This is a genomic window from Spirillospora sp. NPDC000708 (assembly GCF_040299565.1).
Taxonomy (GTDB): Bacteria; Actinomycetota; Actinomycetes; order Streptosporangiales; family Streptosporangiaceae; genus Spirillospora.
Genome location: NZ_JBEPCJ010000105.1, coordinates 1 through 21,822, shown reverse-complemented (window position 1 = coordinate 21,822; position 21,822 = coordinate 1). Strand labels below are relative to the sequence as shown.

Annotated in this window: 21 protein-coding genes; 11 read left to right on the top strand and 10 right to left on the bottom strand. The window is 74.0% G+C overall.

The window, feature by feature from the left end; translation table 11 throughout:
- Nucleotides 1–170: 170 nt before the first annotated feature.
- Nucleotides 171–932: an SDR family oxidoreductase gene (locus ABT299_RS44745; RefSeq protein WP_387019075.1), complete on the top strand. Its 762-nt coding sequence runs from the start codon at nt 171–173 to the stop codon at nt 930–932.
- 47 nt (nt 933–979) lie between these two features.
- Here the strand turns inward: ABT299_RS44745 and ABT299_RS44740 are convergent, their stop codons facing one another.
- Nucleotides 980–1,828, bottom strand: a complete 849-nt coding sequence (locus ABT299_RS44740) for an SDR family NAD(P)-dependent oxidoreductase (protein ID WP_190866338.1) — start codon at nt 1,826–1,828, stop codon at nt 980–982.
- A gap of 109 nt (nt 1,829–1,937) precedes the next feature.
- Here ABT299_RS44740 and ABT299_RS44735 point away from each other — a divergent pair, with 109 nt between their 5' ends.
- The 4 genes from ABT299_RS44735 (at nt 1,938) to ABT299_RS44720 (ending at nt 5,961) form a co-directional block, all read left to right on the top strand.
- Nucleotides 1,938–2,687, top strand: coding sequence for a spermidine synthase (locus ABT299_RS44735; RefSeq protein WP_500254512.1), 750 nt, complete (start codon nt 1,938–1,940; stop codon nt 2,685–2,687).
- Between the two features lie 103 nt (nt 2,688–2,790).
- Complete coding sequence (locus ABT299_RS44730) at nt 2,791–3,387, top strand: biotin transporter BioY (RefSeq protein WP_347257053.1); 597 nt, start codon at nt 2,791–2,793, stop codon at nt 3,385–3,387.
- Between the two features lie 249 nt (nt 3,388–3,636).
- Nucleotides 3,637–4,872: an isochorismate synthase gene (locus ABT299_RS44725; protein WP_433135537.1), complete on the top strand. Its 1,236-nt coding sequence runs from the start codon at nt 3,637–3,639 to the stop codon at nt 4,870–4,872.
- Between the two features lie 42 nt (nt 4,873–4,914).
- Nucleotides 4,915–5,961: a helix-turn-helix transcriptional regulator gene (locus ABT299_RS44720; protein ID WP_500254511.1), complete on the top strand. Its 1,047-nt coding sequence runs from the start codon at nt 4,915–4,917 to the stop codon at nt 5,959–5,961.
- 25 nt (nt 5,962–5,986) lie between these two features.
- On the opposite strand, the gene ABT299_RS44715 is transcribed toward ABT299_RS44720, so the two are convergent.
- Both ABT299_RS44715 and ABT299_RS44710 read right to left on the bottom strand, forming a co-directional pair.
- Nucleotides 5,987–6,802 (bottom strand): Fpg/Nei family DNA glycosylase, encoded by an 816-nt coding sequence (locus ABT299_RS44715; protein ID WP_387019083.1) that lies wholly within the window; start codon nt 6,800–6,802, stop codon nt 5,987–5,989.
- A 13-nt stretch (nt 6,803–6,815) separates the two neighbouring features.
- A complete protein-coding gene (locus ABT299_RS44710) occupies nt 6,816–7,841 on the bottom strand; it encodes a fatty acid desaturase family protein (protein ID WP_387019086.1) in 1,026 nt (341 codons plus the stop codon).
- 220 nt (nt 7,842–8,061) lie between these two features.
- On the opposite strand from ABT299_RS44710, the gene ABT299_RS44705 reads away from it, so the two are divergent.
- Together ABT299_RS44705 and ABT299_RS44700 are read left to right on the top strand one after the other, a co-directional pair.
- Nucleotides 8,062–8,868 (top strand): tyrosine-protein phosphatase, encoded by an 807-nt coding sequence (locus tag ABT299_RS44705; RefSeq protein WP_190866323.1) that lies wholly within the window; start codon nt 8,062–8,064, stop codon nt 8,866–8,868.
- A gap of 133 nt (nt 8,869–9,001) precedes the next feature.
- Entirely contained in the window at nt 9,002–9,715 is a 714-nt protein-coding gene (locus ABT299_RS44700) for a diguanylate cyclase (protein WP_500254510.1), read from the top strand.
- 146 nt (nt 9,716–9,861) lie between these two features.
- On the opposite strand, the gene menD is transcribed toward ABT299_RS44700, so the two are convergent.
- The 3 genes from menD to ABT299_RS44685 form a co-directional block, all read right to left on the bottom strand.
- A complete protein-coding gene (gene menD, locus ABT299_RS44695; protein WP_500254509.1) occupies nt 9,862–11,529 on the bottom strand; it encodes a 2-succinyl-5-enolpyruvyl-6-hydroxy-3-cyclohexene-1-carboxylic-acid synthase in 1,668 nt (555 codons plus the stop codon).
- On the bottom strand, nt 11,526–12,464 hold the full coding sequence (locus ABT299_RS44690; protein ID WP_500196599.1) for an o-succinylbenzoate synthase: 939 nt from the start codon (nt 12,462–12,464) through the stop codon (nt 11,526–11,528). The genes menD and ABT299_RS44690 overlap by 4 nt, the downstream gene beginning before the upstream one ends.
- 84 nt (nt 12,465–12,548) lie before the next feature.
- Nucleotides 12,549–13,448, bottom strand: coding sequence for a 1,4-dihydroxy-2-naphthoyl-CoA synthase (locus ABT299_RS44685; protein WP_387019091.1), 900 nt, complete (start codon nt 13,446–13,448; stop codon nt 12,549–12,551).
- 101 nt (nt 13,449–13,549) lie between these two features.
- On the opposite strand from ABT299_RS44685, the gene ABT299_RS44680 reads away from it, so the two are divergent.
- The 3 genes from ABT299_RS44680 to ABT299_RS44670 all read left to right on the top strand — a co-directional run bounded on the left by ABT299_RS44680 (nt 13,550) and on the right by ABT299_RS44670 (nt 17,419).
- On the top strand, nt 13,550–14,710 hold the full coding sequence (locus tag ABT299_RS44680) for a class I adenylate-forming enzyme family protein (protein ID WP_500254508.1): 1,161 nt from the start codon (nt 13,550–13,552) through the stop codon (nt 14,708–14,710).
- 64 nt (nt 14,711–14,774) lie between these two features.
- The gene (locus ABT299_RS44675; protein ID WP_387019096.1) at nt 14,775–15,782 is read left to right on the top strand and encodes a cation diffusion facilitator family transporter; all 1,008 of its coding nucleotides are present in this window, start codon (nt 14,775–14,777) and stop codon (nt 15,780–15,782) included.
- A 254-nt stretch (nt 15,783–16,036) separates the two neighbouring features.
- Complete coding sequence (locus tag ABT299_RS44670; RefSeq protein ID WP_387019099.1) at nt 16,037–17,419, top strand: RNA polymerase sigma factor; 1,383 nt, start codon at nt 16,037–16,039, stop codon at nt 17,417–17,419.
- A gap of 84 nt (nt 17,420–17,503) precedes the next feature.
- Here the strand turns inward: ABT299_RS44670 and ABT299_RS44665 are convergent, their stop codons facing one another.
- From ABT299_RS44665 to ABT299_RS44655, 3 genes are all read right to left on the bottom strand, one after another.
- A complete protein-coding gene (locus tag ABT299_RS44665; protein ID WP_500254507.1) occupies nt 17,504–18,709 on the bottom strand; it encodes an esterase-like activity of phytase family protein in 1,206 nt (401 codons plus the stop codon).
- 113 nt (nt 18,710–18,822) lie between these two features.
- Complete coding sequence (locus ABT299_RS44660) at nt 18,823–19,725, bottom strand: ABC transporter permease (RefSeq protein ID WP_190866304.1); 903 nt, start codon at nt 19,723–19,725, stop codon at nt 18,823–18,825.
- Nucleotide 19,726: 1 nt separating this feature from the next.
- Nucleotides 19,727–20,710, bottom strand: coding sequence for an ATP-binding cassette domain-containing protein (locus ABT299_RS44655; RefSeq protein WP_500254506.1), 984 nt, complete (start codon nt 20,708–20,710; stop codon nt 19,727–19,729).
- A 116-nt stretch (nt 20,711–20,826) separates the two neighbouring features.
- On the opposite strand from ABT299_RS44655, the gene ABT299_RS44650 reads away from it, so the two are divergent.
- Complete coding sequence (locus ABT299_RS44650) at nt 20,827–21,435, top strand: MarR family winged helix-turn-helix transcriptional regulator (protein ID WP_500254505.1); 609 nt, start codon at nt 20,827–20,829, stop codon at nt 21,433–21,435.
- Here the strand turns inward: ABT299_RS44650 and ABT299_RS44645 are convergent.
- On the bottom strand, nt 21,429–21,822 hold a 394-nt coding region (locus tag ABT299_RS44645; protein WP_500254504.1), incomplete at its 5' end, for a sirohydrochlorin chelatase. The genes ABT299_RS44650 and ABT299_RS44645 overlap by 7 nt on opposite strands.

Below are 21,822 nucleotides of genomic sequence, written 5' to 3'. Positions count from 1 at the left end.
GCCCTGCCAGGACCAGGGAGAACGGGGGCCCTGCCGCACTCGGCGGATCCCGCCGAGACTGCGGTCACAGCGTCCTTTTCGAGAAGGACGGATTCGAGAAGGACGGACATCGCCGTCCGCGCCGGCGGGCCTGAACGCCGCCGGCGCCCTGGACTGGAAGGGAAGATCTCATGGACATCTCCAACCGCACCGTCTTCATCGTCGGCGGGACCTCGGGCATCGGGCGGGAGCTGGCCCGCCGGTTCGCCGCGGCGGGCAGCACCGTCGCCGTCGGCGGCCGCAGCGCGGAGGCGCTCTCGGGCCTCGCCGAGGAGGGCTTCGGCACGTTCGCCGTCGACGTCACCGACGGTACGTCCGTTGCGTCCGTCCGTGACGCCGTCCTGGCCCGGTACCCGGACCTGGACACCGTGGTGACCATGTCGGGCGTCATGCTCCTGGAGGACCTGCGCGACCCCGCGCACTTCCCCGCGGCGGAGACGACGATCGACACCAACCTCGTCGGCACCATCCGGGTCATCGACGCCTTCACCCCCCACCTGGTCGGGCGGGGCGCCGGCACCTTCGTCACCGTCACCTCGGGCATCGCGTTCCTGCCGTTCCCGCCCATGCCCACCTACGCCGCCTCCAAGGCCGCGGTGCACGCCTACTCCGAGGCGCTGCGCGCGCAGCTCGACGGCACCGGCGTCGAGGTCGTCGAGCTCGTCCCCCCGGCCGTCGCCACGGCGGGCCAGGAGACGGTGAACCCGCACGCGCTGCCGCTCGACGACTTCGCCACCGAGGTCATGGACCTGCTCTCGGCGGACCCCACCCCCGACGAGATCCTCGTCAAGGGCGTCCTCATGCACCGCTGGGCCGAGCGCGACGGCACCTACGCCGATCTCGTCGCACAGCGCTCCCAGGCCCTGAGCATGCTCCCCGGCCGCCAAGGCTGATACCCCGGCCGGGGGGCGGCTCCCGGGAACAGGCGCCGGGCAGGGGGTCAGCGCAGGGTGGACAGGCCCCCGTCGACGTGCACGACCTGCCCGGTGACGTAGGCGGCGCGCTGCGACAGCAGGAACACCACGACGTCGGCGACCTCCCACGCGGTGCCCTGCCGGTGCATCGGGATCAGCGCGGCGACGCGGTCGCGGCCGGCGTTGCCGCCGGACGCGTCGCGTCCCATGACCGTGTCGATCAGGCCGGGCGCGACCACGTTGGCGCGCACGCCGCGCCCGGCGCCCTCGGCGGCGATGTGCCGGACCAGCCCGGTGAGCCCGGCCTTGGACGCGTCGTAGGACGGGGACCGCGACCCGGGCTTGGTGCCGGCCAGCGACCCGATGAACACCATCGCGGCGCCGGCGTCCAGGGCGGGCAGCGCCGCCTTGCCGACCAGGAACGGGGCGCGCAGGTTCACCTGCATGACGCGGTCCCAGTCGGCCAGGCCGGTGCCCGCCATCCCGTAGCCGATGCCGATCCCGGGGTTGAACACCACCCCGTCCAGGCCGCCGAGCTTCTCCGCCGCCCGGGTGACCACACGGTCGCAGGACTCGGGGTCGGTGACGTCGGCGATCACGACGTGCGCGCGGCCGCCCTCGGCGGCGATCATCCCGGCGGTCGCGCCCGCGGCGTCCTCGTCGACGTCGGCGCAGGCGACCTGCGCGCCCTCGCGGGCGGCGGTGACGGCGATGGCGCGGCCGTTGCCGACGGGCGCCTCGGGGTCGTCGCTGGGCCGGGTCCCGGCGCCGACGACCAGGATGCGGCGGCCGGGCAGCAGCGGCCCGCCGGGGACCGCGGGCGGGACGGAGGGACGCGCGGGCTGCGCGGGGGGACGCGCGGAGGGGTCGGGCATGCCCGGCACCGTAGCCGACCCGCCCGTCCCCCGCCCAGACCCCGGCGGCGGCACGGCGCCCCCGGCGCTCGGGTCCGGCGGAGCGTCGCGGGTGGCTAGGGTCGGGGCCATGGACGTGATCGGGGAAGGCCGGGCGGAACCGGTCGTCGTGGAGCGCGCCGCGGGCGTCGGCGGGGAGCTGGTGCTGCGCCGGGCGGGCGCCGACTACGAGATCATCAGCAACGGGATGTTCCTGATGGACACCCGCAACGGCGAGTCCGAGCGGCTGCTGGTCCGCGCCGCCGCCGACGCCGCCCTTGACCTGGACGGCTCCGGGGATGACGGGCCAAGCGGGGAGCCGCTGCGGGTGCTGATCGGCGGGCTCGGCGTCGGGTTCTCCCTGGCCGAGGCGCTGGCGCATCCGGCCGTCGGGCACGTCACGGTGGTGGAGCGGGAACCGGCGGTGGTCGGCTGGCACGCCGGGCCGCTGCGGCCGTGGTCGCGCGGCGGCCTCGACGACCCCCGCGTCGCGCTCGTGCGCGCCGACCTCCTCGACGTCGTCGCCGCCGACCCGGCAGACGGTGTCGACGGGGTCGCCGGTGTCGACGGGGCGGGGTTCGACGCGGTGTGCCTGGACATCGACAACGGCCCCGACTGGACGGTCACGCCCGGCAACGCCCGCCTGTACGGGCCGGACGGGCTGGACCTGCTCGCCGGGCGGCTCAGCCCGCGCGGGGTGCTGGCGGTGTGGAGCGCGGGCGCCGCGCCCGGCTTCCAGGACCTGCTCGCGACCCGGTTCGCGCGCGTGGAGGCGCTGCCGGTGCCGGTCCCGCGCGGCGAGCCGGACATGGTGTACCTGGCCCGCCGCCCGCGCCCGTAGGCGGCGGACAAACCCGGGGCGGCCGTTTCTGTCGACCGCGCGCTCGGTTCCGGATGACCCGTTCGCTAGGTTTCGGCTGACAACACCTTTAATGGGAGGTTCAGTGGCCACTGCTCACGCTGCCCGGCGGGGTCCCGCCGTCCTCGGCGACCTGCTGCCCGGTTCCCTCGCCCGCGACGCCGCGCTCGTCGCGGGCGCGGCCGCGTTCGTCGGCGTCGCCGCCCAGATCGCGGTACCGCTGCCCGGCACCCCCGTGCCCGTGACCGGGCAGACCTTCGCGGTGCTGCTGGCCGGCGCCGCGCTCGGCTTCGGCCGCGCCGGACTCGGCATGATCGTCTACCTGCTGGCCGGGATGGCGGGCGTCCCCTGGTTCACCGACGGCGCCTCCGGCGCCGGCTTCCCGACGTTCGGCTACGTCCTCGGCTTCGTCGTCGCCGCCGCCGTGGTCGGCCGCCTCGCCGAGCGCGGCGGTGACCGCACCCCGCTGCGGACCGTCGCGACGATGCTGACCGGCACCGCCATCATGTACGCGGCGGGCGTCCCGTACCTGATGGCGTCCCTGCACGTCGGACTCGGCAAGGCGCTGCACCTGGGCGTGACGCCGTTCCTGGCGGGCGACGCGCTGAAGGTCGCGCTCGCCGCGGCGCTGCTGCCGGCGGCATGGAAGCTGACGGGCCGCCTCACCGGCCGCGCCTCCTGACGCACCGCCTCACCCGCCCCCGTGCCGTGGAGCCTCACGGCACGGGGGCGGACGCACAGGAACCGCCCGCCGGAAAGCCGCCGCAGAGGCGCAGAGGGGTGCCGAGGGGACGCGCGGGCGCGATGCATGGGTGCGGGCGGAACGGGCATGTGCAGGTCGTGAGCGCCCGCCGCGATGTGGCGCACACCTCACCGGACGCCGCCGCCCCGCCTGTTTGAACAGGTTCAATTCTGCCGTACAGTGGCTTGCGTGAAGCTCGCCGTGACAGCACCGGACCGCCTCGTCGTCCGCACCGCCCCGGTCGCCGACCCCGGCGACCTCGTCTCGAGACTTCCGCACCCCTCCGCCCTGGCCTGGATCCGCCACGGCGAAGGCATCGTCGGCTGGGGCGAAGCCGCCCGCATCACCCTGCCCGGCGGCGAGGACCGCTTCACCACCGCGGCCGCCCTCCTGCGCGAACTGTTCGGCGCCGCCGACATCGACGACCCCGTCGCCCTGCCCGGCACCGGCCCCGTCGCCTTCGGCGGATTCGCCTTCGACCCCAAATCCCCCGACTCGGTCCTCATCGTCCCGCGCCGCGTCCTCGGCCGCCGCGACGGCCGCGCCTGGCTCACCACCATCGGCGACGACGCCGACCCCCTCTCCCTCGTCCACGAACCCCAGGCCCCCACCGGCCTCACCTGGGGCGACGGAGCCATGCCCGCGCACGCCTGGGGCGACGCCGTCGCCACCGCCGTCCAGCGCATCCGCGGCGGCGCCCTCGGCAAGGTCGTCCTCGCCCGCGACCTCACCGTCCACGCCGACGCCCCCATCGACGCCCGCGTCCTGCTACGCCGCCTCGCCGACCGGTTCCCCGGCTGCTACACCTTCTCCTGCGCCGGCCTCGTCGGCGCCACCCCCGAACTGCTCATCCGCCGCACCGGCGGCGACATCGAATCCCTCGTCCTCGCCGGCACCACCGCCCGCGGCGACACCCCCGACGACGACCGCGACCGCGCCGCCCGCCTCTTCGCCTCCGCCAAGGACCGCGAAGAGCACCGCTACGCCGCCGACATGGTCCGCGACGCCCTCGACCCCCTGTGCGCCCGCCTGCACGTCCCCGCCGAACCCGAACTGCTCACCCTCCCCAACCTCCACCACCTCGCCTCCCCCCTGCGCGGCCGCCTCGCCGCCGACCGCTCCGTCCTCGACGTCGTCGCCGCGCTCCACCCCACCCCCGCCGTCTGCGGCACCCCCACCGACATCGCCATGGACCTCATCCGCGAACTCGAGGGCATGGACCGCGGCCGCTATGCCGGCCCCGTCGGCTGGGTCGACGCCCGCGGCGACGGCGAATGGGGCATCGCCCTGCGCTGCGCCCAGCTCGACGGCACCCGCGCCCGCCTGTTCGCCGGCTGCGGCATCGTCGCCGACTCCGACCCCGCCGCCGAACTCGCCGAAGCCCGCACCAAGTTCCGCGCCATGCAGTACGCCCTGCAGGGCTGACCCGCCCCACCGGTACCCCGCCCGCCACGCCACACTGGTCACGTGCGCGCGTCCCGCCTGCTGTCCCTGCTCCTGCTGCTGCAGACCCGCGGCCGCATGACCGCCCGCGACCTCGCCGACGAACTCGAGGTATCGGTTCGCACCGTCTACCGCGACGTCGAATCACTGTCCGCCGCCGGCGTCCCCGTCTACGCCGACCGCGGCCCCGACGGCGGCTACCGCCTCCTGGAGGGCTACCGCACCCGCCTCACCGGACTCACCACCGGCGAGGCCGAATCCCTCTTCCTGTCCGGCATGCCCGGCCCCGCCTCCCAGCTCGGCCTCGGCGACGTCGTCGCCGCCGCGGAACTCAAACTCATGGCGGCCCTCCCGCCCGATCTACGCTCCCGCGCCGCACGCATCCGCGAACGCTTCCACCTCGACGCCCCCGGCTGGTTCCGCGCCCCCGACGACGTCCCCCACCTGCAGCCCGTCGCCGACGCCGTCTGGAACCAGCAGCGCATCCGCGTCCTGTACCGCCGCTGGGCCCGCCCCCAGCAGGTCGAACGCGTCCTCGAACCGATCGGCGTCGTCCTCAAGGCCGGCACCTGGTACCTCATCGCCCGCATCCACCACCCCGACGCCCAACCGACCGACACCGAACAGCCGGACGCCCAACCGACCGACACCGCACCGGCACACGCGGCGCCGCCGCGCACCTACCGCGTCTCCAAGATCCTCACCCTCCAGCCGCTCCCCCAGCGCTTCGAACGCCCACCCGGCTTCGACCTCGCCGCCTACTGGGACGCCTACGCCGCCCGCTTCGAAGCCGACTCCTACCGCGACCAGGCCACCGTCCGCCTCAACCCCAACGGCCTCCAACGCGCCGCACTCCTCATGCCACCCGTCATGGCACGCGCCGTCCACGACAACGCAGGCCCACCCGACCCCACCGGCTGGACCACCGTCACCCTCCCCGTCGAATCACTCCGCCACGCCCACGTCGAATTCCTCAAACTCGGCGCCGACATCGAAGTACTCGACCCACCACCACTGCGCGCCATGATGGCCGACACCGCCCGCGCCCTCGCCGACCGCTACCTGCACTGACCCAGACAGCCTCACCCGCACAGCCTCACCGCGCCGCAGGCTGGCACCCCGGACACCAGAACAGATTCCGCGCCGCCAGCTCCGCCGACGCCACCACCGACCCGCACACCAGGCACGGCGCCCCCGCCCGCCGGTACACGTACACCTCACCACCATGATCGTCCACCCGCGGCGGACGCCCCATCGCCTCCGGCATGTGCTCCGGACGCACCGTGTCGATCCGCCCCGACCGCACCCCCTCCGCCATCAGCACCACCAGATCCGCCCAGATCGCCGACCACTGCCCCTCCGACAGCGCCCGCCCCGGCAGCATCGGATCGATCCCCTGCCGGAACAGCACCTCCGCCCGGTAGATGTTCCCCGGCCCCGCCACCACCGACTGATCCATCAGCAGCGCCGCGATGCTCGTCCGGCTCCGCGAGATCCGCGCCCACGCCCGCCCCGGATCCGCGTCCGCCCGCAACGGATCCGGCCCCAGCCGATCCACCAGCAGCTTCACCTCACCCGGCTCCAGCAGCTCGCACGCGTTCGGACCGCGCAGATCCGCGTGCCCGCCCGCACCCGACAACCGCAACCGCACCGCCCCCTGCGGCTCCGGCACCGGCAACCCGCCGAACCGCCACGTCCCATAGATCCCCAGATGGACGTGCAGAACGCGGTCGTCGTCGAACTCCAGCAGCAGATGCTTGCCGTACGCCTCGGCGGCGCTCAGCACGCGACCGTCGATCTCGGCCGCACCCGCCGCGAACCGGCCCTGCGGGCTCTCGGCGGCGACGGGACGGCCGCCGAACACCCGACGGTGCTCGGCGGCCAGACGATGGAGGGTATGTCCTTCGGGCATGACGCCCGCAATCCTACGACCGCAGCGGCGCCCCCACCTCCCGCATGTGCGACAGCGCCTGCCGGTACGACTCCACCAGCCCCGTCTCGGTGAACGGCAGCCCCACCGCCGCGCAATGCGCCCGCACCAGCGGCTGCACCCGCCGCAGACTGCACCGCGGAATCCCCGGGAACAGATGGTGCTCGATCTGGTAGTTCAGGCCACCCATCAGCCAGTCCACCACCACACCGCCCCGCACGTTCCGCGACGTCAGCACCTGCCTGCGCAGATGCCCCCACCGCTCACCCGGCTCCGGCATCGCCATCCCCTTGTGGTTCGGCGCGAACACCGCCCCCAGATGCACCCCGAACAGCGCATGGTGCAGCACCATCAGCACGACCGCCTTCCCCGGCGACAGCAGCGTGAACGCCAGCGACAGGTACCCCACCGCGTGCAACGCCAGCAGCCCGCCCTCGACCAGCCGCTCCCGCCGCGACCTCCCCCGCAGGTACAGCACGCTGCCCACCTTCAGGTTCAGCCCCTCCAGCGTCAGCAACGGGAAGAACAGCCCCGCCTGATGCCGCGCCACCCACCGCAGCAGCCCCCGCTGCCGCGCCGCCTGCCCCTCCGTCCACGCCAGGACCCCCTCCCCCACGTCCGGGTCCTTGCCGACATGGTTCGGATTGGCGTGATGCCGGTTGTGCTTGTCGCTCCACCACCCCTGCCCCATCCCCAGCAGCAGGTTCCCCAGCACCAGCCCCAGCAGCCGGTTCGCCCGCGCCGACCGCGCGATCTGCCGATGCCCCGCGTCATGCCCCAGGAACGCCGTCCGCGCCGACAGCACCGCCAGCGGAATCCCCAGCAGCACCGCCCACCAGCTCGCCCCCGCCCACCCGACCGCCGCCCACACCGCCGCCGTCGCCGCGAGATTCAGCCCGATCGCCCGCGCGTAGTATCCGGGACGCCGGTCCAGCAGCCCGCTCGCGCGGACCTGCCGCGCCAGCGGAGCGAAATCACTGCCGGCCGCCCGGGCGGGCGGGGCGTCGAGGGTCGCGGTCATCGGGGCCTCCATCGGATCGTCGGTGCGCTGACTGACCCGAAGCTACGGAGACGATCATCAAGCGGTCGCCACGCTGCGGAGCCAACCCCGCCCTGGCTCCCAGGTCCCGGTACCCCCATCCGCCGTCGCCCCCGCGGACCACCCGGACGAGCCCGCGACCACCCCCGACGCCGACCCTGCATCGAAGACGGAACATCCCGTCCATATAGGGTCAGAAGTCATGAGCGAACCGACGCGGTGGATCGACCTGGACGGTGCCGTCAACGCCCGAGACCTCGGCGGCCTCCCCACGGCCGACGGAGGCACCACCCGGCGCGGCCGCGTCCTGCGCTCGGACAACCTCCAGGACCTCACCGTCACCGACGTCCGGATCCTCCTCGACGAGTACCACCTCAAGAACGTCATCGACCTGCGCAGCGACGCCGAGGTCCGCCTCGAAGGCCCCGGCCCCCTCGCCCGCGTCCCCTCCGTCACCCTGCACCACCTGTCGCTGTTCCCCGAGGGCGGCCGCCGCACCGACGTCACCGCCGACACCCCCGACCGCGCCGACGTCGACAAGGCGCTCCCCTGGCAGGACCGCGACGCCGGAGGCACCGAGCTCGACCGCTCCACCGGCCACTACCTCGGCTACCTGCGCGACCGCGGCGACAACATCGCCGCCGCCCTGCGCGTCATGACCCGCACCGACGGCTCCGCCCTCGTCCACTGCGCCGCCGGAAAGGACCGCACCGGTGTCGTCTGCGCCCTCGCCCTCGACCTCGCCGGCGTCACCCGCGAAGCGATCGTCGCCGACTACGCCATGACCGGCGACCGCATCGACGCCGTCCTCGGACGCCTGCGCAACAGCGACACCTACGCCGCCGACCTGGACTCCCGTCCCGCCGACACCCACGTCCCCCACGCCGCCATCATGGAAAAGCTCCTCGCCCGCATCGACGAGGAGTTCGGCGGCACCGAGGGCTGGCTCGCCGGCCACGGCTGGACCGGCGAGGACACCGACGCCCTCCGCGACCGCCTCCTCGGCTGACCGGTCTCACCGCACGCACCACCGCATAACCCCGCGCCGCCGCGACCGCCTCGCGAGCGGCGCGGCTCACGTGTACGGCCGCACCTCACGGGTAGCGCCGGGAACACCCGACACCAACCCGGAGGCAACGCCGATGAAACTGCGCTCACCGCACATCGCCGCCCTGCGCGCCCTTGCCGACCCCACCGTCCGGCCCCGCGACGTCCGCCGCGCCCTCGGCGTCGAGACCGCCACCCGGCGCTGGCTCATCGGCGGCGTGCTGCCGCTCTGGCTCGGCGCCGGCCTCGCCGACTGGCACCGGCACCGCAGGACGCACATCGAGACCACCGCCGGCGCCCGCGAGTCCATGATCCACTCGCTGATGATGGCCGAGGCCGGCGTCCCCGTCGCCCTGGGCCTGTTCTGCGAGGTCAACCCCGGCGTGCTGGCCACCTGCGCCGGGGCCCTCGCCGTCCACGGCGCCACCGCGTACTGGGACGTCAGCTATGCCGAGGAGCGCCGCCGCGTCACCCCGCTGGAGCAGCACATCCACAGCCTGCTGGAGGTCGTCCCGCTGATGGCCACCGGCTTCCTGACCGTCCTGTACTGGGACCAGGCGCGCGCCCTCGTCGGCCAGGACGGCCGTCCTGGCTTCCGCCTCCGGCTGAAACGCCGTGACCCGCTGTCCCGCCGGACCCGGATCGCGCTGCTGGCCGCGATGGGCGTCTTCGGTGCCCTCCCCTATGCCGAGGAAATGGTCCGCTGCCTGCGCGCCCGCCCCACCCTCGAACCGCAGCCGACCACCACGCCGGCACCGACCCCCACTCTGTCCATCCTTGCGGACCCGGAGCACGCCACCGCCGAATGACCTGCGAAGGTTCTTCTCTTCGGCGAAGGTCTTTTGTTTTGGGCGGAGGTGGATGCAACTCACCCGGTGCCTTTACATTGTAAATTGAGGGTTGAAACATCGAGACGAGGGGCCGGCGTGCGCCGACCCCTCGTTCGGGGTGTCTCTCAGCCGAACAGCTCCCGGACGGCGGCGTGCGCCGCCTTGCGCATCTCCGCGTGCAGCACCGCGTTCGCTTCCCGGTCGGTGCGGGCCTCCACGATGCGCAGCCCCTCCCCCGCCATCGCCTTCGGCACGTCCGCCGCCGCCTCCAGCCGCCGGTACGGGACGCCGTGCGCCGCCGCCACCGCCTCCAGGTCCACCTGGTGCGGCGTGCCGAAGACCCGCTCGAACGGGCCCGCCAGCGCCGCCTGCGGCAGCAGCGAGAAGATCCCGCCGCCCTGGTTGTTCACCACCACGATCGCCAGGTCCGGACGGCGGTCGTGCGGCCCGATGACCAGGCCGTTCTGGTCGTGCAGGAACGCCAGGTCCCCCAGCAGCGCGTACGAGCGGCCGCTGTGCGCCAGCGCCGCCCCGATCGCCGTCGAGACCAGCCCGTCGATCCCGCTGGCCCCCCGGCTCGCCATGATCCGGATGCCGCGCCGCGGCCGCATCACCTGGTCCAGGTCGCGGATCGGCATGCTCGCCGCCGTGAACAGCAGCGACCCGCCCGGCATCGCCGCCACCAGGTCCCGCGCCAGCCGCGGCTCGCTCACCTCCGGGACGCCGTCCAGCACCGCGTCCACCGCCGCCGCGGCGACCAGGTCCGCCGACCGCCACGACTTCAGCCACGCGTCGTCGCCCGACACCACCGGGATCTCGATCTCCGGCGCCACCTGCGTCGCCGACCGCACCGGGTCCGGCCAGTGCGCGAGGTCCGGGGCCAGCACGATGTGCTCCTCGGCCCGCCGCAGCAGCGACAGCAGCGGCCGCGACAGCCCCGGCTTGCCCAGCGTCACCACCACCTCGGGACGGTGCCGCTCCACGAACTCCGGGATCCCCAGCAGGAAATGGTGCGAGGTCAGCGCGTGGTCGCCGTACCGGGCGTTCCCGTTCGGCTCCGACAGCACCGGCCACCCCGCCATCGACGCCGCCGCCACGTACCGCTTGACGTTGACCGCGCCGTCGCCGACCACCAGCACGCCGCGCCGCGTCGGCGGGACGTGCAGCACCGACCCGGGCGTCGCCGCCCGCACCTTCGTCCACGCCCCGGTCGCGTCGCCGTCCAGCGGCTCGCACCACGACTCGTCCCCGTCCGGGATCAGCGGCTCGCGGAACGCCGCGTTCAGATGCACCGGACCCGGCACCGGCGCCTGCGCCAGCCCCCACGCCCGGCTCACCAGCGACCGCCAGTACGCCACCATCCCCGGACGGTTCTCCGGCACGCCGACCTCGGTGCTCCACCGCGCCGCCGTCCCGTACAGCTTCACCTGGTCGACCGTCTGGTTCGCGCCGGTGTCGCGCAGCTCCGGCGGACGGTCCGCGGTGAGCACGACCAGCGGCACGCCCGACTCGTGCGCCTCCACCACCGCCGGATGGAAGTTCGCCGCCGCCGTCCCCGACGTGCACACCAGCGCCACCGGACGCCCTGACCGCTTCGCCAGCCCCAGCCCCAGGAACGACGCCGACCGCTCGTCGATCCGCACGTGCAGCCGGACCCGGCCGGCCTCCTCCGCGGCGTGCAGCGCCAGCGCCAGCGGCGCCGACCGCGACCCCGGCGCCAGCACCGCGTCGGTCATCCCGCACCGCAGCAGCTCGTCGACCAGGACCGTCGCCAGCGCGGTCGCCGGGTTCACCGGCCCACCTCGACCATCGGCGGGCCCGGCAGGAACGCCTGCGCGTCCGCCGCGCGGCGCCGCCAGGCGTCCTCCAGATCGGGCGGCGCCGCGAACCGCCGCAGTGCCTCCTCGTCCACCACCGGCCGCCGCACCTCGATCTCTCCGCCGCGCTCCCCCAGCGGATCCCGCACGACATCGCCGTCCATCAGCGACAGCGTCCCGAGCCCGCACGCGTACGGCAGCTCCGGCAGCGCGGCGGCCAGCGCCACGCCCGCCGCCAGCCCCACCGACGTCTCCACCGCGCTCGACACCACCACCGGCAGCCCGCACGCCTCCGCGACCTCCAGGGCCGCCCGCACCCCGCCGAGCGGCTGCACCTTCAGCACCGCCACGTCCGCGGCCCCCGCCGCCCGGACCTTCAGCGGGTCCTCGGCGCGGCGGATCGACTCGTCCGCCGCGATCGGCACGTCCACCATCCGCCGCACCCGCGCCAGCTCGTCCAGCGTCGCGCACGGCTGCTCGGCGTACTCCAGCTCCCACCGGTCCAGCGACCGGATCATCCGCGCGGCGTGGTCGACGTCCCAGCCGCCGTTCACGTCGATGCGCACCCGGCCGTCCGGCCCGATCGCGTCGCGGACGGCCTCGACCCGCGCGAAGTCGTCGGCGTCGTCCTGGCCGCGCTCGGCGACCTTCACCTTCGCGGTCCGGCAGCCGGACGCCTTGGTCATCTCGAACGCCCGGTCGGGGCCGACCGCCGGGATCGTCACGTTCACCGGGATCCGGTCGCGGACCGGGGCGGGCCAGCCCTCGTGCGCGGCCTCCCGCGCGGCCGCCAGCCAGCGGGCGCACTCGGCCGGCCCGTAGTCGGCGAACGGCGAGAACTCCCCCCACCCGGCGGGGCCCTGGAACAGCACGCCCTCCCGCCGCGTCACACCGCGGAACCGCGTCCGCATCGGGATGGCGAAGACCCGCACCCGCTGACCCCCTGACCTGCCTACCGAATCACGCTATTCCGGACCACGTCGTGAGCCGGACCCTTAGTAGTACCACGGGTGGCGCGACCAGTCGGGGTCGCGCTTCTCCAGGAACGCGTCGCGTCCCTCTGCGGCCTCGTCGGTGCCGTAGGCCAGCCGCGTCGCCTCGCCGGCGAACACCTGCTGGCCCACCAGTCCGTCGTCGATGAGGTTGAACGCGTACTTCAGCATCCGCTGCGCCGTCGGGCTCTTGCCGTTGATCTTGCGGGCCCACTCCAGCGCCGTCGCCTCCAGCTCGGCGTGCGGGACGACCGCGTTCACCATGCCCATCCGGTGCGCGGCCTCGGCGTCGTAGGCCTCGCCGAGGAAGAAGATCTCCCGCGCGAACTTCTGCCCGACCTGCCGCGCCAGGTACGCCGACCCGAAACCGCCGTCGAAGCTCGCCACGTCCGCGTCGGTCTGCTTGAACCGGGCGTGCTCGCGGCTGGCGAGGGTGAGGTCGCACACCACGTGCAGGCTGTGGCCGCCGCCCGCGGCCCAGCCCGGCACCACGCAGATCACGACCTTGCCCATGAACCGGATCAGCCGCTGCACCTCCAGGATGTGCAGCCGGCCCGCCCGCGCCGGGTCGATCGTCTCGGCCGTCTCGCCCTCGGCGTACTTGTAGCCGTCCTTGCCGCGGATGCGCTGGTCGCCGCCCGAGCAGAACGCCCACCCGCCGTCCTTGGGCGACGGCCCGTTGCCGGTCAGCAGCACGCAGCCGACGTCGGACGACATCCGGGCGTGGTCCAGCGCCCGGTACAGCTCGTCGACCGTGTGCGGGCGGAACGCGTTGCGCACCTCGGGCCGGTCGAACGCGATCCGGACGGTGCCCTGGTCCACGGCCCGGTGGTAGGTGATGTCGGTGAAGCCGAACCCCTCGACCTCTTTCCAGGCGTCCGCGTCGAACAGCTCCGAGACCATGTGTTCCTCTCCCGTCGGGGCCCGTGTCGATCCGGGTCGAGCCCATTCAACCGCCCCGCGGTTTGAACGCGTTCAGCGGGGTCGCCTACCCTGATGAGATCATGGATCGCCGCCTCCACGCCGTCGTACTGCCGCCCGGGCCCCGGCTGTTCCGGGCGCTCGCCGCCGCCCTCGACGGCGGCCCCGCCATCTGCCCCCTCTCCCCCGAGCTTCCCGCGCCGGCGCTGGAGGCGATGCTGGAGGCGCTGGCCCCGGACGCCGTCGAGACCGAGGACGGCCTCGCCCCCTACCGGGCCGTGGGCGAGCACGCCCCGCCCGCCGACGGCACCGCCGTGCTGATCGCCACGTCCGGCTCCACCGGCGCCCCCAAGTTCGTCGAGCTGACGGCCGCCGCGGTGCGCCACTCCGCCGCCGGCACCCTCGCCCGCATCGAGGCCGCCCCCGGCGACCGCTGGCTGTGCTGCGTGCCGACCAGCCACATCTCCGGCGTCCAGGTCCTCGTCCGGTCCCTGCTCGCCGGCACCGACCCGATCATCACGCCCCGCTTCGACACCGCCGCCGTCGCCGCCGCGGGACCCGTGCACATCTCCCTGGTCCCCACGCAGCTGCGCCGCCTGCTCGACGCCGGCACCGACCTGTCCCGGCTCGGCGCGATCGTCCTCGGCGGCGCCGCCGCCGCGCCCGGCCTGCTCGCCGAGGCCCGCGAGCGCGGCGGCCGCGTCTTCACCACCTACGGCATGAGCGAGACCTGCGGCGGCTGCGTGTACGACGGCACGCCACTGGACGGCATGCGCGCCGGACTCGGCGCCGACGGCCGGATCCGCCTCGCCGGGCCGTCGCTGTTCAGCGGCTACCGGCTGCGCCCCGAGCAGACCGCCGCGGTCCGCGACGGCGAGTGGTTCGTCACCCAGGACCTCGGCGCCCTGGACGAGGACGGCCGGCTCCGCGTCCGCGGCCGGGTCGACGACGTCATCAACACCGGCGGCGAGAAGGTCCTCGCCGGCGAGATCGCCACCGCGCTGTCGAGGCACCCCAAGGTCCGCGACGTGGTCGTGGTGGGACGTCCCGACCCCGAGTGGGGCGAGCGCGTCACCGCCGTCGTGGTGCCCGCCGCCGACGCGCCCGGCCTGCCCGAGCTGCGCGCCTTCGTCCGCGAGACGATGCCCGCCTGCGCCGCGCCCCGCGAGCTGGAGCTCGTCGACGCGATCCCGCTGCTGGCCTCCGGCAAGCCCGACCGCGCCCGCCTGCGCACCCCGGGGTGACATCCGTACCGCGCGGGGCGCGCGGGGCGCATGGCACGGCGGCGATCGGGGGAGGACGAGCGGCATGGGCGGACAGCGCGAGGAACCGGAGAACGAGAGCGGCCTGACCGTCCTCCTGGCGCTCCTGGCCAACCTCGGCATCGCCGTCGCCAAGATCGTCGCCGCGCTGATCACCGGCTCGGCGTCGATGGCCGCCGAGGCCGCGCACTCGGTCGCCGACACCTTCAACGAGATCCTGCTCATGGTCGGGCTGCGCCGCAGCGGCCGCCCCGCCGACCGCCGCCACCCCTTCGGGTACGGCAAGGAGCGCTACATCTGGACGCTGCTCGTCGCCGTCGCGATCTTCGGCATGGGCGCGCTGTTCTCCTACTACCAGGGGTTCGAGACGCTCATCGGGGCCCGCTCGGGCGCCGAGGCCGACCCGCTGGTCGGGTACGTCGTGCTGGCGGTGGCGTTCGTCCTGGAGGGGATCTCCTGGCAGCAGGCCCTCCGGCAGACCCGCGCCGCGGCCCGCGAGGAGGCGCTGCCGCTCTTCGCCTACATCCGCCGCACCGACGAGCCCACCGCGATCAGCGTCCTGCTCGAGGACTCCGCCGCGCTCGTCGGACTGCTCCTGGCGTTCGGCGGGCTCGGCCTGCACCAGGCCACCGGCTCCGCGGTCTGGGACGGCATCGGGTCGGTCCTCATCGGCGTGCTGCTCACCGTCGTCGCACTCGTCCTCGGCCGGATCAACCTCAACCTGCTGATCGGCAACCAGGCCGATCCCCGGATCGTCGACGACGTCCGCGCCCGGCTGTACGCCGCGCCCGAGGTGGAGTGGGTCGTCGACATCATCACGATGACGGTCGGCGCCGACCGGGTGCTGGTCTGCGCGCGCCTGGACTTCCGCGACGCGCTCACCGCCGCCGACGTCGAGCGCGCCTGCGTCCGGATGGCGCGCGAGCTGCGCGACGCCCACGAGGAGATCGACGAGGTCTTCCTCGAACCGGTCCCCCGCGACGACCCCGAGCTGCGGGAACGCGTGATCGCCCGGTACGGCCGGACGCTGCGGCCGAAGAGCCCGGAGGTCTAGTGGCGTTGGTCACAGTGCCGCCGCCCGACGCCTTTACGAAGTAAGGTCAGGATTCGCGGGGTAGGACGGCATGAAACGCCCCCGAGCGGGCACCACGAAGGACCGGATCGCCCCCCTCGCGATCCCTCCGGGAGCGCCCATCCGGCCGGACCGGGAACAACCGGCCCTCCGCGCGACGTTCCCGTATATGCGTGCGCCTGCAGCGAACGACAATCCGCGCCGCATCCACACACCGAAGGGAGAGGGGTGCCCCCATGCCGCGAAGCGCTATCGAGACCCCGCTCACGGAGTCGGCGAGCCCCGCACTCGACGACCTCCTGAAGCGCGGCCGCGCCCAAGGGCGCCTCTCGCTCGACGAGGTGAGGGGGGCCTTCGAGAGCGCCGGCCTCAGCCCGGCGCAGGGCCGCTCGATCCTGCGCGAGCTGTCGGAGGCCGGGATCAGCCTGGCCGGGGAGCCCGACACCGTCCGCAAGCTGGCCGCGGCCGCCGACCACGACGGCGGCGACACCGCCCAGGCCACCCCGGGCGCCAAGAAGGCCGCCGCCCGCAAGGGCGCCGCCAAGACGACCGGCGGCAAGACGGCCGGCGGGCGGACCCGCAAGACCGCCAAGACCGCCGCCGAGGACGCCCCGCGTCCCGGCACCGGCGACGCCGACGTCCCCGAAGAGGGCTTCGAGGTCACCGAGGTCGAGGCCGCCGACTCCCCCGCGGACCTGGACGACCAGTCGACCGGCATGGGCGACTCGGTGCACACCTACCTCAAGGCCATCGGCCGCCGGCAGCTGCTCACCGCCGAGCAGGAGGTCGAGCTCGCCAAGCGCATCGAGGCCGGCCTGTACGCCGAGCACAAGCTGGAGACCGAGAAGCTCACCCCGCGGATGCGCGCCGACCTGGAGTGGATCGCCGCCGACGGGCGCCGCGCCAAGGCCCACATGCTGGAGGCCAACCTCCGGCTCGTGGTGTCGGTCGCCAAGAAGTACTCCGACCGCGGCCTGTCGCTGCTGGACGTCGTCCAGGAGGGCAACCTCGGCCTGATCCGCGCCGTGGAGAAGTTCGACTACTCCAAGGGCTACAAGTTCTCCACCTACGCGATGTGGTGGATCCGCCAGGCGATCCAGCGCGGCTTCGCCGACTCGGCCCGCACCATCCGGCTGCCCGTGCACGTCCTGGAGATGCTGAGCAAGCTCAGCCGGGTCGAGCGCGACATGCACCAGCGGCTCGGCCGCGAGCCCACCCCCGAGGAGCTGGCCGTCGAGCTCGACAAGAGCCCCGAGCAGGTCCGCGAGCTGCTGCGCACCAGCCGCCAGCCGATCAGCCTGGACTCCACCATCGGCGAGGACGGCGAGACCCGCATCGGCGACCTCATCGAGGACACCGACAGCCCCGAGGCGTCCGAGCTGGTCGACCGCCAGCTGATGGCCGACCAGCTGCGCCGCACGCTGGACATCCTGTCGCCCCGCGAGGCCAAGATCATGGCGATGCGGTTCGGGCTGTACGACGGGACGCCCCGCACGCTCGACGAGATCGGCAAGGCGATGGGGCTGACGCGCGAGCGGATCCGGCAGCTGGAGAAGGAGTCGCTGTCCAAGCTGCGGCACCCCAGCAACGCCCGCCCGCTGCTGGACTTCGCCGTCTGACGCACCGTCCCGCACGACACCGGCGCCCGCCGGATCATCCGTGATCCGGCGGGCGCCGCCGTCCGTTGGGGAAGAGTCCGGCGGTCAGCGGCCCCGGACCGCGAACGCCAGGAACTCGGTGACCTCCTGGGCGTCGAAGTTGTCGTCGGAGCACACCACCAGCGTCCGCTCCCCCGACCTCAGCTCCGGGCCCCAGCCCATCCCCTCCAGGTTCTGCGTCGGGGAGGCGTACCGGCCGAGATCGGCGACCAGGTGCTTGCGGACCGGCCGGTACCCCCCGCCCTGCGCGAGGCTCCCCCGCGCGAGGACGTTCGTCGCGCCGCGGACGTCGAACTCGTACAGCTTGACCTTGTAGCCGACGCCCTGCAGCCACGACCGCTCCAGCGCCAGGTAGCGGTGGTCGTCGATCGCCAGGATCTCCGACACGCCGCTGTCGGCGACGCCGCCCGCCGGGACCGGCGCGGCGGGCAGCCGGTCCACCTGGTAGGCGTACTGCCCCCGCACCTTCCCGCGCGGGCTCCACAGCGTCAGCCGGGTCGCGGCGCCGTGCTGCACCGTCGGCAGCGGGCCGTCCTCATAGCGCGGCCCCTCGATCATCCCGGCGATGGTGTGCGGCGCGATCGCCAGCGCCTCCATGCCGAAGTTGCGGCGCGGCCCGTGGTGGCCGGTGGTGAGCCGCAGGTCCGCCGGCAGCGGCAGCAGGCCGCGGTACCGGCCGTCGCGGCCCGCCCACTGGACGGTCAGCGGCGCGAGCGGCACCCGGTGCGTCTCGTCGGGCCGGTCGCCCTCGTTGCCCCACAGCACCCTGCGGCGGCCCGGGTCGTAGCGGATCGACTCGGGGTCGACCGAGCGGGGCTTGCCGAACCCCGGGTAGGGCCCGCCGTCCGGGCCGGTCAGCGTGCTGACCCCGCTGATCCGCACACCGCCGAACCGGCCCGTCCGCGGATCGATGTCCACCCGCCCGGTGTAGAAGCGGGCCGGGTCGTACCGCCACCGGTCGTCGGAGATCATGTACCAGTCGCCGGTGCGCGGGTCCCGGTCGATGCCCGACAGGCCGCCGACCGTCGTGCCCTGGAACTTCATCAGGTGCGGCAGCCGCCTCTCCCCCAGGAACCGCGTGATCCGCAGCCCCCGGTGCGCGCCGTCCGCCGCCCCGGCCGTGCGGTCCGCCGGCGCTCCGGTCCGGTCCGCCGCCCGCGCGGGGCGCTCCATGACCGCCGGGACCGCCAGCGCCGCGAGGACGGCGGCGGCCGCCGCCGTCCCCCGCATCATCGTCCGATGCCCGTTCAACCTGTCCACCATCACCCTTCGCATCCGACCGAATCCACTCCGTGGCCGGGCTCAGTATGGTGCATCACGCACGGTGACGGCGGTGTTTTCCGTTGGTGTCCGGGCGGCGCGCCTCAGTCGGCGTGGCGGAACTCGATGATCGCGACGCCCATCAGCCCGAAGCCCATGGCCAGCACGATGAGGATCTCCAGCCAGACCGGGACGACCCACCCGTTCCAGGTGACGCCGGGGTCGAAGGTGCGGCGCAGCGCCGGCGTCAGGTCCAGGTGGGAGAAGACCGCCTGCCGCAGCGGGTCGACGGCGTAGGTCAGCGGGTTGAACCGGGTGAGCACGGTCAGCCACGCGGGCAGGCCGTTCAGCGGGTACAGCGCGCCGGACAGGAACATCATCGGCATCATCGCCATCTGCATGAGGCCGAAGAACGACTGCATCTGCTTGATCCGGGCGGCCATCATCACGCCGAACCCGGTGAGCGCGAACGCGCCGAGGAACATCAGCCCCAGCAGCTCCAGGATCAGGACGGGGTCGTAGGGGACCCCGGCGAGCCCGGCCAGCGCGACGATCACCGCGCCCTGCAGGGTCGCGACCAGCGCGCCGCCGATGCACTTGCCGATCACGATCGAGCTGCGGCTGACCGGGGCGACGAGCATCTCGCGCAGGAACCCGAACTCGCGGTCCCACACGATCGACCCGGCGGAGAACATCGCGGTGAACATCACCGACATCGCGCACACGCCCGGGAAGATGAACGTCTTCAGGTCGATGTCGCCGTGCGCGCCGCCGCTGGCCATCAGGTTCGACAGGCCGGTGCCCATCACCAGCAGCCACAGCACCGGCTGCACCAGCCCCGACACCATCCGCAGCTTGTCGCGCCAGAACCGGATCAGCTCCCGGTGCAGGACGATCTTCACCGCGCGCACGTCCTGCCGCAGCCCCGGCTCCGGTACCCGGACCCGCACCACGTCCGCGACCGGCGCCGCCGCCTCGGGCGAGCCCGCCCGCGTCGAACTCGTCATCTCATCTCCTCGCCGCACGCATCATGACGCGCATCCTGTCGGTGGAGCCGGCCTCGGCGTCGCGGATCGTCGAGCCGGTGAAGGACATGAAGACGTCGTCCAGCGACGGCCGGGACACGCTCACCGACCGGATCGGGACGCCCAACTCGGCGAACAGCCGCGGCACGAACGCCTCGCCGGAGGCCACCGGGAAGGCGACGGCGCCCTCCGACATGCCGGCCTCCAGGTCGAACCGCTCCCGGAGCGCGACTATCGCGGCCTCGTCGTCGGCGGTCTGGATGCGGACCCGGTCCTTGCCGACGCCCGCCTTCAGCGCCTCGGGGGTGTCCAGCGCGACGATCCGCCCCGAGTCCATGATCGCGATGCGGTCGCAGAACTCGGCCTCGTCCATGTAGTGGGTGGTCATGAAGATGGTGATCTCTTCGGCGTCCTTGAGCTGCCGGATGTAGTCCCAGATCGACGCGCGGGTCTGCGGGTCCAGCCCGACGGTCGGCTCGTCCAGGAACAGCACCCGCGGCGAGTGCAGCAGGCCGCGCGCGATCTCCAGGCGGCGCTTCATGCCGCCGGAGTAGGTCTGCACGAGGTCGGCGCGCCGGTCCCAGAGCCCCACCATCTCCAGCACCTGGCGGATGCGGTCGCCGGTCACGCCGCGCGGCACGCCGTACAGCTCGGCGTGGAAGCGCAGGTTCTGCTCGCCGGACAGGTAGCCGTCGAGCGTCGGGTCCTGGAAGACCAGGCCGATGTTGCGGCGGACGCTGTCGCGCTCGGCCACCACGTCGAAGCCGGCGACCCGCGCCGTGCCGGCGGTCGGCTTCAGTAGCGTGCAGAGCATGTTGATCGTGGTGGACTTGCCGGCGCCGTTCGGGCCGAGGAAACCGAAGATCTCCCCGGGAGCCACGGTGAAGCCGATCCCCTGGACGGCCTCCACCTCGCCGAACTTCCTGATCAGGCCGTCGACCTCGACGGCGGGTCCCCCGCCGGGCATGGGGCCTCCCCTCCGATGGAGATATGCGCCCATATTTTGGGCTTTCCAACGGTAGGAGTAGCCTATCTCTCACGTCAAGAGAGATAGGACGTTCCAGCGATCTCGAGGAGCGGGACGTGAAGGACCAGGACGACCCGATGTACGACTCGCCCACCTACCTGATGTACGAGACGGTGCGCGTCGTCCGGCGCGCCGGGGCGCGGATGTTCCCCGGCCAGCCGCGGATGCCGCACCTGCTCGTCCTGTGGTGCGTGGCGCGGTCCGGGCCGCTGTCGCAGCGCGACGTCGCCGAGCGGCTGCGCATGGACGCAGGCGACCTGGTCGGGATCGTCGACGCGCTGGAGGAGGCCGGCCACGTCCGGCGCCGCCGCGACCCGGCGGACCGGCGGCGCTACGCGCTGGAGGCCACCGACGTCGGCCACGGCTTCCTGGAGGAGAGCCTCCAGGCGCGCCGCCGCCTCAACGAGGTCCTGTTCGAACCCCTGTCACCGGACGAGCGGCGGCTGTTCCGGGAGATGCTGCTGCGGGTCCTCGCCCACCACGACGACCGGTTCGCCGACCTGGCACCGGACGAGGCCCCCGCGGACGAAGCGCCCTCAGACGAGGCCCCCTCGAACGACGCCCCCGCGGGCGGCGCCTCCTACCGGGGAACGGCGCCGCGCGAACGGGTCGTCACCCCGCAGGTCGAGGCGGAGGCCCGGCTGCGGCAGCAGGCGCGTCACTGAACGCCGGCGGGCTCGCCCATGCGCGACCGCGCCTCGTCATAGCGGCGCAGGACCAGCCGTGCGGCCGCGTCGTGCGCCCCGATCGGCGCGGTCACCGCGTCGGCGCCGCACGCCCGCATCCGGTCCAGGAACCGGCCGGGCGCCAGCAGGTACGACGCCACGACCACGCGCCCGGCGCCGCGGCGCCGCTGCCGCGCGACCACCTCGTCCAGGGCCGGGCCGCCGGCGGCCACGAACCCGTGCGGGACGGGCCGCCGCAGCCGCCGCGCCAGCAGCCGCGCGGCCGCCCGCACGTCCGCGGCGCCGGCGGGGTCGGCGGAGCCCGCCGCGCCCAGGACCACGATGTCCTGCGGTCGCGGCGGGCCCCCGCTCCCGCGCCTGACGGAC